The organism is Devosia insulae DS-56, from assembly GCF_000970465.2.
Classification (GTDB): domain Bacteria; phylum Pseudomonadota; class Alphaproteobacteria; order Rhizobiales; family Devosiaceae; genus Devosia_A; species Devosia_A insulae.
On sequence record NZ_LAJE02000253.1, the window covers coordinates 1 to 7,353 of the forward strand.

Below are 7,353 nucleotides of genomic sequence, written 5' to 3' on the forward strand. Positions count from 1 at the left end.
TCCGTACCCTGCTCAGGATCAACGTCCTAAACGCCTTCCAGCCACCACGACGACGACCAAACTCAATGCAAGGACAGATGGAACTCAGCCTCAATCCACCATCACCCAAAAATCCCGGACAGTAGTGCGCTTTCGCGGGGATGACACCGAGTTTGGGGGACTTGCAGAGCCCCGTTTCGCATAACCAGTCCTCACCCCATTGTGGGCTAAGGCGGCGTGCATCAAGGCAACCGAAATCCCTAACCGCATGATCCGCCGATCACTCGGCCGGAGCGCCGCTCTCGGCCCGGTGGCTGTGCATGTTGGCGCTCCTGGGAACGCGGAGGAAGATCAGGGCGGAGATCAGTGTCACCGTTGCCATCACCCAGAAGGCGACGTGGAAGTCGTTGAGCCCGGGGGCTCCGCCATGCAGCAGGTGCACGCCCTCAAAAATGCCGCCACCGATCGCGACACCGAAGGCAAGCGACAGCTGCACGCTCACCTGGCTCAGCACATTGGCTTGCCCGGCATCCTTGTCGGCGACATCGGCGAAGATGAAGGCGTTGGTGGTGGTCCAGAACAGCGACTGGAAGAAGCCGGTGATCACCAGCAGCGCCAGCATCAGCGGGGTCGGGGTATCAGGCGTGTAGAGCCCCATCGCCAGCACACCGCCGGCGGTGATGGTGCAGGCGATCACCAGCGCCTTGCGGAATCCCAGCCGCGCAATGAAGCGCTCGGCCATGAATTTCATGGTGAAGGCGCCGACCGCCGAGGCAAAGGTCACCATGCCGCTCTCGAACGGGTTCAAACCAAAGGCGAGCTGCAGCATCAGTGGGAACAGGAACGGCATCGCCCCGGTACCGAGCCGGAAGATGGTTCCGCCAATCATCGTCAGCCGGAACAGCGGCTGGCGGAAGATCCTGAGGTCGAGCAGCGGATATTCGGTCCGGCGGAAATGAAACCAGTAGGCGATGGCGGCCACCACGCCGAGGAACAGCGAGCCATAGCCAAAACTCGCGGGCAGGGCCGGCAGCGTCAGCACCGAGATGCCGAACACGAGACCGGCAAAGCACAACCCGGCGAGGAGGAACCCAGTGAAGTCCAGCTTGCGCGGCTCATTCCGATGCCATTCCGGCAGGTACTTGTTGACGAGGATAATCCCGAGGATGCCGATCGGCACATTGATCAGGAAGATCCAGTGCCAGCTGGCAAAGGTGGTGATGAAGCCACCGATCGGCGGCCCGACGATGGGGCCGACGAGCCCCGGGATCGACAGCCACGCCATGGCATCGACCAACTGCTGTCGCGGCGTCACCCGCACCAGCACCAGTCGCGCCACCGGCGTCATCATCGCTCCGCCCATGCCCTGCAGGAACCGCGACAAGACGAAAGTCAGCAGCGAATTCGAGATGGCGCAGCACACCGATCCGAGGATGAACACCACGATCGCCCAGGCAAAGATCCGCTTGGCGCCGAACTTGTCGGCCATCCAGCTCGACACCGGGATGAAGATCGCCAGCGCCACCATATAGGTGGTGAGCGCCAGCTTGAGCGCGATCGGCTCGGTGCCGATATCGTGCGCGATGGCCGCCAGCGAGGTCGCGATCACCGTCGAATCCATGTTTTCCATGAACAGCGCCACGGCGAGGATCAGCGGGGTCAGGCGGAGCGCGGACATTGGAGCTTTCAGAGTGTTGCCGGAACCGGCTTGGCGATGGGCTTTGCCTTGTGGCCCGACACGTCGCTACCCGCGTCGGGTGGCAGCCGCATGAACGGGATGGCGCTGCAGATGGCGACCGCCGCGACGACGAACCAGGCGATGTGGAAATCCGCCAGCACCAGCTCGCCACCATGGAGGTTCGAGGCGATCTCCAATGCACCGCCCGCCACCGCGACACCGGCTGCGACGCTGAGCTGCTGGCTCACTGCGTTGATCGCCGTGGCCTGGCTGGCGTGCGCCTCGTCGACATCAGCGAAGACGAGGGCATTGACCCCGGTAAAGAAGAACGACCGGGTGAGGCCGCCGAACAGCAGCGAACCCATCAGCAGCCAGTGCGGCACTGCCGGGGTGAAGAAGCCGTTGACGGCGAGGAAGGTGCAGCCGAGCAGCGCCGTGACCATCAACGTCCGCGGGAAGCCGAAGGCGGCATAGAGCTTTTCGGCGCCGAACTTCGAGAGGATCGCTCCGATCGCCGCGATGAAGGTGGTGAGGCCGGATTCGAACGGCGTCAGCCCGAAGGTCAGCTGCAGCATCAGCGGCATCAGGAACGGGAAGGCGCCGATGCCGATGCGGAACAGCGAGCCGCCGATGATGGCGTTCCGGAACAGCGGCAGCCGGAACATCCTGGGGTCGAGAATCGGGAACGGCGCGCGCTTGGCATGCCGCAGGTAAAGCAGCCCGGCGATCACCCCGACGACGATCGAGCCATAGCCGGCGACGGTGGGGATGGCGGGCAGGCTGATCACCGAAAAGCCGAACATGATGCCGGCAAAGGTGATGGCCGAAAGGATTAACCCCGGCACGTCCACCGGTCGCTCGTTCCGGCCATCGGCGGCATGGAGGTACTTGGTGACGAGGACCAGCCCGATGAGGCCGATCGGGATGTTGATCCAGAAGATCCAGTGCCAGCTGAGATAGGTGGTGAGGAAACCGCCCAGCGGCGGGCCGGTGATCGGTCCGATCAGCGCCGGGATGGTGAGCCAGGCCATAGCCGACACCAGTTCGTTGCGCGGCGTGGCGCGCACCAGCACCAGCCGGGCCACCGGCGTCATCATCGAGCCGCCGACGCCCTGCAGGAACCGCGACAAGACGAACGTCAGCAGCGAATCCGAGAAGGCGCAGCAGATCGAGCCCGCCATGAACACCACGATGGCAACGCGGAAAATGTTCTTGGCGCCGAACCGGTCGGCCATCCAGCCCGATAGCGGGATGAAGATGGCGAGCGCCACGAAATAGGCAGTGAGCGCCAGCTTCAGCGAAATCGGCTCGGCCCCGATATCCGCCGCGATCGCCGGCAGCGAGGTGGCAATGACGGTCGAGTCCATGTTTTCCATGAACAGCGCGACCGCGAGGACGAGGGGGATGATGCGCACGGAGTGGGAGCCTCGATCGAGGCACTGTTAGGATTGAAACTATCGGCGTGAGCTTTACGGTGCGTGGGGCCGCAACGCAACACGTCCCTTAGTCGTTAATCGCTTGGGGCCTAACCGATTGACCCCTCAAGCCAACACGTGGCTTATTGAGACCACATTTTGTTTGGGTTGAACCATGAAGAGCTTTTCGTCGTCGAGCTTCGCCAGCAATCATGCCGAGGCGCTCGACCTTGCCTTTGCAGCAGTGCAGAAGAACCCACAGGCGCTGTTCACCAATTTCCAGTGGTTCCTGTACACCGGCAAGGACACGATCTTCTTCACCGCCTTCTCGAAAGAGAAGTTCGACAAGCAGAAGCTGAAGGAACTGGTAGCGCAGGTCGTGGCGCTGGCGCCTCAGCTGACGCACGGCTTCGTCGGCGCGCGCCCGGGGCATCCCTTCACCGAGAGCCAGCTCGACGCCATCACCTCGGTGGAGCTGGTCGACAGCTTTGACGGCTACCCGGACAAGTGGCTTTCAAAGAGCGCTGATATCTTCGATCACCCCGATCTGCCGCTGTTCCGCTTCATGGCGGCGACGCTGAAGGATGGCCCTGATGCGCAAGGCCGTATCTCGGTGATCCAGGTGCGCGCCGCCCATTGCGTGCTCGAAGGTTCGGATTCGGCGCTGCTGTCGCGCTCGCAGACCGCCAATCACGGCATCCAGTCCAACAAGGACAACAAGGTCAGCTTCGGCGCCCGCTTCAAAGGCGCGCTGCAGGCCGGTATCGGCGTGTCGCTGCACCTGTTCTTCGCCCACATCATGTCGCCGCCCGACAAGCCGTTCGGCTTCAAGACCCTGCCGCTGCGCCGCGACCGGCTGCGCCGGCTGGCGAGCCGGCTGGGCGTGCGGCAGCGTTCGCTCTACTTCGCCATCGTCACCCATGCGCTGCATTCGGACACCGATCGTCGCCTCAACGAGGCAGTGATCGCCGCCGCCTATACGATGCTCGATACCCGCCGCACCGATGCCGACGACGATTTCTTCCGCGTCCGGGCCCTCCAGGCGAAGTTCCCCTACAAGGCGGATTTCGTCGAGTATGTGCGCTCGGTCGATGACGTGGTGAGCCAGATCGAAAACAAGGACATCACCGCGTTCCAGACCCAGATCATGGCCCTGTTCGCCATGCATCGGAAGCTCCACAGCTGGTTCCCGTTCCTCTACGGCCCGCGCTTCTGGCGCTTTTCGGGCCGCGTCGACACCGTGCTGACCCTGGTGCCGCCGCACCGCACGCTCGGTCCGGTGACCCAGTGGATGATGGAGCCGATCTATTGCGGCGCCTACCACCCCGCCTCCAACATCGCCACCTTCTGCCCGGGCCGCGAGTACATGACGGTGAACTTCGTCATGGAACAGCGCCACATCGACGCCGTCGAGCGGATCGAACCGCTGATCGCGAAGATCGAGGCGCTGGACCTGCCGGAGCCGGTGAAGGGCGTGGGCGTCGAGGCGTGACTGGGGCTTAGGGCGGTCTGTGCTGGGCACAGATCTCACCACAACCACCGGCCGTCATCCCGGCGAAAGCCGGGACCCAGTGCTCCGACGCTCAACTAGCGCGAAACCATCCGACCTTGCCGTGATGGACCGGCGCGGTCCCTGCCTTCCCTACCGTTCGAGCAGTGGGTCCCGGCTTTCGCCGGGATGACGACGGTGGGTGGTGGAAAATCGAGACACACCGCAGATGCCGCAGGGGGAGAGTCAACCAACAATCTCGTCCCACAGGTCATCCCAGCGTGGGTTCGTGGCTTCGATCAGCTCCACCTTCCAGGCTCGACGCCATTCCTTGATCCGCTTCTCACGCGTGATTGCGGCCTCGGCGTCGCCCTGTTCTTCGAACCACACCAACTGCGTCACGCCATATCGTGCAGTAAAACTGCCGGCGATTGCGTGCGTTCGATGTTGCCAGGCGCGACCAATCAGATCGGACGTCACGCCGGTGTAGATCGTGCCGCGCTTGCCGCTCGCCATCATGTAGACGAAGAACTGTTTGTCCACCTGCGCTCCCCGAACCATCGGATCAACGCAGGTGGACGCTGTCAACGTAGGGCCAGCCTAAGCCACCTGCCTCCCATACTTGCTCGCCACTTCCTCGGCCAACCGCCCGCCGATCTCGGCCAGGTGGTCGAACTCCTGTTCGAAGCTGCCGACGCCGGCGGTCGCTGACCTGAGTTCGATGATCAGGTCCTGCATTTCCGAGGCCGGGACGTAGGCGTGGATGTCGTCCCAGCCATCCCAGCCTTCGCGGGTGTCGGAGCCGACGATCTGGCCGCGGCGGCGGGGGAGGATGGCGTTGATGCGCGCCGTCGCCTCGCTTGGGCAGTGCACGGTCACCTCCATGACCGGCTCCAGCAGCACTGGCTCACATTGCGGCATGCCTTCGCGCATGCCGATCTGCGCCGCCTGGCGGAACGCCATGTCGGAGGAGTCGACCGTATGGTACGAGCCATCGGTCAGCGTCACCGCCACATCGACCACCGGGAAGCCCAGCGGGCCGCCCATGCCGAAATACTCGCGGACCCCGGCCTCCACCGAGCTGATGTACTGGCGCGGCACCACGCCGCCGGTGATCTTTTCATCGAAGCCCAGCCCGCCGCCGCGCGGCAGCGGCTTGATGGTCAGCACTACGTCGCCGAACTGGCCGTGCCCGCCCGACTGCTTCTTGTGCCGGCCGCGCACGTTGGCCGACTTCTTGATCGTCTCCCGATACGCGATGCGCGGCACCGAAGTGGTGACCGGCACGCCGTAGCGTCCGGTAATCCGCTCGACGACCACGCGCAGGTGCATCTCGCCGTGGCCCTCGAGCACGGTTTCGCCGGTCTCGGGCACATGGGTCAGATGCAGCGACGGATCCTCTTCGAGGATGCGCTGCAGCGCCGTCGACAGCCGCACATCGTCCTTGCGCTCTTTAGGTGAAACGGCGATCGCCATCATCGGCATGCTCTCGGGCGGCGGCATCAGGTCGGGCACCATGCGGCCAGAGGCGAGCGTATCGCCGGTCCGCGCGGCTTCAACCTTGCCGAGCGCCACCGTTTCGCCCTCCTTGGCCGCTTCGCGCTTCTGCGTCTCCTGGCCCGTCACCCGGAAGATGCCCGAGACCTTGCTCTCGCGACCGTCGACCGAGCGGAGCGTCGCGCCATCGGCAACGCTGCCGCTGAGCACCCGGGCCACACACATCTTGCCGCTGCGGGCAGTCTGCATGGTCTTCATGATCTGCACCACGGCGCCCGGTCCATCCGCGAGCCCCAGGCGGGCGCGGGTTTCCTTCACCGTCGGTGCCTCGTGGCGGATCGCCTTCAGCAGCCGGGTGATGCCGTTGCCGTGCTCGGCCGAACCGATGAATACCGGACAGATCTTGCCGGCGCGCATCTCCTCGACCAGGTCCTTGAAGATCAGGTCCTTTTCCGGCTGCACGTCCTCGAGCAGCTGCTCCATCAGCACGTCGTCGTAGTCCGCAATTTGCTCCAGCATGGCAGTCCGCGCGGCGACTTCGTCGGCCTTCTCGCCATCGGGCAGGGCGACGATCTCGCTCTCCCGGGCCTCGTGGTAGACGTGTGCTCGCTCGAGCGCCAGATCGATGCAGCCGGTCACCACACCGCCTTTGGTCATCGGCAATTGCCTGAGCACCAGCGGCACCCGGCTCGCCGGCTGCAGCATGGTGAGGATGTCGCGCACCTGGCCCGAGAGCTTGTCGATCTTGTTGAGGAAGATGAGGTGCGGCAGTTTCCGAGCTTCGAGATCCCTGAGGATCAGCTGCAGTGCCGCGACCTTTTTGGGGTCGGCTTCCGCCACCACCACCGCCATGTCGGCGCCGGCGAGGACAGCGAGGGATTCATACTGGAACTCGACTGAACCGGGGCAGTCGGTGAATGTGTAGCGGTCGCCCATGAACTCGGTTTCGGCGACGTTGACCTCGACGCTCATGCCGTTCGAGCGGGCTTCCGGTGCGGCATCGCCCACCATGTTGCCGTCTCTGGCGTGGCCTTGTCGGGTAATGGCCCCAGTGCGCATGAGGATCGCTTCGAGCAGCGAAGTCTTGCCGCTCGCGAACGGCCCCACCAGCGCGATGCACCGGGGCCCGGCTTGTCTGCCGTTGTCGTTTGCCATCTACTCCTCCTCGTTCGTGATTTGTCCTCTGGCGACGTCCTCCCCGGTGCGTGGTCCTCGCACCGTTGAGGCGCGTCCGCGGGGATACTGTAGCGCTGCGGGAGGCCGTAGCCAATCGGGGGGCAGGGGCTGTGGAAGGT

Annotated in this window: 5 protein-coding genes; 1 reads left to right on the forward strand and 4 read right to left on the reverse strand. The window is 64.3% G+C overall.

All coding sequences use genetic code 11. From position 1 onward, the window contains the following. Positions 1 to 259 precede the first annotated feature (259 nt). On the reverse strand, positions 260 to 1,657 hold the full coding sequence (locus VW23_RS18010; protein WP_069910930.1) for an MFS transporter: 1,398 nt from the start codon (positions 1,655 to 1,657) through the stop codon (positions 260 to 262). A gap of 8 nt (positions 1,658 to 1,665) precedes the next feature. Then, positions 1,666 to 3,072: an MFS transporter gene (locus VW23_RS18015; protein ID WP_425285221.1), complete on the reverse strand. Its 1,407-nt coding sequence runs from the start codon at positions 3,070 to 3,072 to the stop codon at positions 1,666 to 1,668. Positions 3,073 to 3,247: 175 nt separating this feature from the next. Between VW23_RS18015 and VW23_RS18020 the strand changes: the two genes are divergently transcribed. Beyond that, the gene (locus VW23_RS18020; protein WP_069910931.1) at positions 3,248 to 4,564 is read left to right on the forward strand and encodes a hypothetical protein; all 1,317 of its coding nucleotides are present in this window, start codon (positions 3,248 to 3,250) and stop codon (positions 4,562 to 4,564) included. Between the two features lie 243 nt (positions 4,565 to 4,807). On the opposite strand, the gene VW23_RS18025 is transcribed toward VW23_RS18020, so the two are convergent. Together VW23_RS18025 and VW23_RS18030 are read right to left on the reverse strand one after the other, a co-directional pair. Further along, positions 4,808 to 5,104, reverse strand: a complete 297-nt coding sequence (locus VW23_RS18025; protein ID WP_069910932.1) for a GIY-YIG nuclease family protein — start codon at positions 5,102 to 5,104, stop codon at positions 4,808 to 4,810. A 57-nt stretch (positions 5,105 to 5,161) separates the two neighbouring features. Further along, entirely contained in the window at positions 5,162 to 7,213 is a 2,052-nt protein-coding gene (locus VW23_RS18030; protein ID WP_069910933.1) for an elongation factor G, read from the reverse strand. Between the last annotated feature and the right edge of the window lie 140 nt (positions 7,214 to 7,353).

What these genes read in the sequence shown, in the direction of transcription:
- VW23_RS18010 (WP_069910930.1), bottom strand. Translation starts at nt 1,657, where the DNA reads ATGTCCGCGCTCCGCCTGACCCCGCTGATCCTCGCCGTGGCGCTGTTC.
- VW23_RS18020 (WP_069910931.1), top strand. Translation starts at nt 3,248, where the DNA reads ATGAAGAGCTTTTCGTCGTCGAGCTTCGCCAGCAATCATGCCGAGGCG.
- VW23_RS18030 (WP_069910933.1), bottom strand. Translation starts at nt 7,213, where the DNA reads ATGGCAAACGACAACGGCAGACAAGCCGGGCCCCGGTGCATCGCGCTG.